This window comes from Xenorhabdus sp. PB61.4 (assembly GCF_963894935.1).
GTDB classification, from domain to species: Bacteria; Pseudomonadota; Gammaproteobacteria; order Enterobacterales; family Enterobacteriaceae; genus Xenorhabdus; species Xenorhabdus stockiae.
This window is the reverse complement of record NZ_CAWQJR010000104.1, coordinates 1-2,387: the sequence shown is the minus strand read 5'-3', so window position 1 is coordinate 2,387 and position 2,387 is coordinate 1. Positions and strand designations below refer to the sequence as shown.

At 56.1% G+C, this 2,387-nt stretch carries 1 protein-coding gene; it reads left to right on the top strand.

Annotation, left to right across the window (positions count from 1 at the left end):
- Nucleotides 1-2,387: AMP-binding protein (locus AACX68_RS06260; RefSeq protein WP_228860826.1), on the top strand; the 2,387-nt coding region annotated here is incomplete at both ends.

Below are 2,387 nucleotides of genomic sequence, written 5' to 3'. Positions count from 1 at the left end.
GGTGTTGGCGGCGATTTGGGGGGAATTGCTGGGCCTTGAGCAAGTCAGCCGACATGACAACTTCTTTATGCTGGGCGGGCATTCCCTGCTGGCGGTGCGGATGATTGAACGGTTGCATCAATCAAAACGGACGCTGGCAGTGCGCGATCTATTTCAGACGCCAATGCTGTCAGATCTGGCGCAAACGTTAGGACAACACCGGGCCGTGGACGTTCCTGCTAACGTCATTACCTCTGATACGACGGAACTCACCCCAGAAATGTTGCCACTGATAGACCTGACGCAGGCGGATATTGATCGTATTGTCGGGCAAGTGCCGGGCGGGATGAGCAATATTCAGGACATTTATGCCCTGTCGCCCTTGCAGGACGGGATCTTATTCCACCATTTACTGGAAAACGAGGGTGACCCGTATCTGTTGACCAACCAGATGATTTTTGCGGATCGGGCCTTGCTGGAGCGCTACTTAGCCGCTGTGCAGCAGGTGGTTAATCGCCACGATATCCTGCGGACGGCCTTTATCTGGCAGGAGTTGTCTGTGCCGGCTCAGGTAGTCTGGCGTCAGGCCCCGTTATCGATCACTGAACTGACGTTAGATCCGGCAGACGGACCAGTCAGTGAGCAGCTGAGCCAGCGTTTTGATCCCCGCTATTATCGCCTGAACTTAAATGAGGCCCCGTTACTGCAATTTGTGATTGCCCAGGAAGCGGATGGCCGATGGGGCTTACTGGCATTGCAACATCACCTGATTGGAGACCATACAGCACAGGAAATGATGCACCATGAAGTCCGGGCGTTTCTAATGGAACAGGTGGAGACGCTGCCGACTTCGGTACCGTTCCGTCATCTGGTGGCGCAGGCTCGGTTGGGCATCAGTCAGGAGGCGCACACCGGTTTCTTCACGGACATGCTGGCAGATGTGACCGAGCCAACACTGCCGTTCGGTTTGGCGGAGGTGCACCGTGACGGCTCGCAGGTGACGGAATTCTATCGGATGTTGCCTGCTGAGCTGAATCACCGTCTGCGCCGTCAGGCCCGGCAGTGTGGCGTCAGTCTGGCGTCGTTGTGCCATTTGGCTTGGGCGCAGGTGTTGTCGCATACCAGTGGACAGGAAAACGTGGTGTTCGGCACCGTGTTGTTCGGGCGTATGGCGGCGGGAGAAGGGATGGATAGCGGGCTGGGGTTGTTTATTAATACCCTGCCGCTGCGGCTGGATATCGATAATACGCCAGTACGAGAAAGTGTGCAGCAGGCCCATACCCGGCTGGCCGGATTATTGGCGCATGAGCATGCATCTCTGGCGTTGGCCCAGCGATGCAGTGGCATTGACAACGCGAGTCCGCTTTTCAGTGCCCTGCTGAACTATCGGCATAATGATGTGTCTGCCCTCTCTGGTGAGGGGGTCAGCGGGATTGAGTTTAGGAGTGAGCAGGAGCGGACTAACTATCCCTTCGTGCTGTCGGTGGAGGACTTTGGTGATGCGCTGGGGCTGACGGCGCAGACAGTTCAACCGCTCGCACCGGAACGGGTCTGTGATTATATGCAGCAGGCCCTGGAAAGTCTGGCAGATGCGCTGGAACACGCCCCAGACAGGCCAGTTCGGACGTTGGACATCCTGCCGGCAGCGGAACGAACTCTGTTACTTACCACCTGGAATGCCACGGAAACGCCGTACCCTGACACGGTGTGCATTCATCAGTTATTCGAACAGCAGGCAGAGAAAATCCCAGACGCAATTGCCTTGATGTACGAAGACCAGACCGTCAGCTATGCGGAACTCAATGCCCGAGCCAACCGACTGGCCCGTCAGCTCATTGAACACGGTATCCGTCCCGGTGAGCATGTGGCGCTGTTACTGGCGCGTTCGGTGGCACTGGTGGTCGCCCAACTAGGGGTACTGAAAGTCGGCGCGGTTTATGTACCGATTGATCCGGGTGTGCCGGATGAGCGAAAACACTGGATGATACAGGATTGTACTGCCCGGTTGCTGCTCGCTGATATACGGGAGAATATCCCGGCTAACTTGACTGTGCCATTGTTGCGTCTCTCGGATGAGAAAAAGACAAACCGTGGGCAAGATAGTCGTAATCCTGATTTGCCACGTTCCAGCACTGAGTCAGCGTATATTATGTACACCTCCGGCTCCACCGGCACGCCAAAAGGCGTACTGGTGCCGCATCGTGCAGTGACTCGGCTGGCCATCAATAATAATTATGCTCAAATTGAATCGGATGACCGGGTGGCCTTTATGGCGAATCCGGCGTTTGATGCCAGCTCGTTTGAGGTTTGGGCCCCGCTGCTGAACGGCGGGACATTGGTGGTGATTGACCGTACCACCTTATTGACCCCGGCAGCGTTAATTCAGGCCTTACAGGTTCACCGTGTGA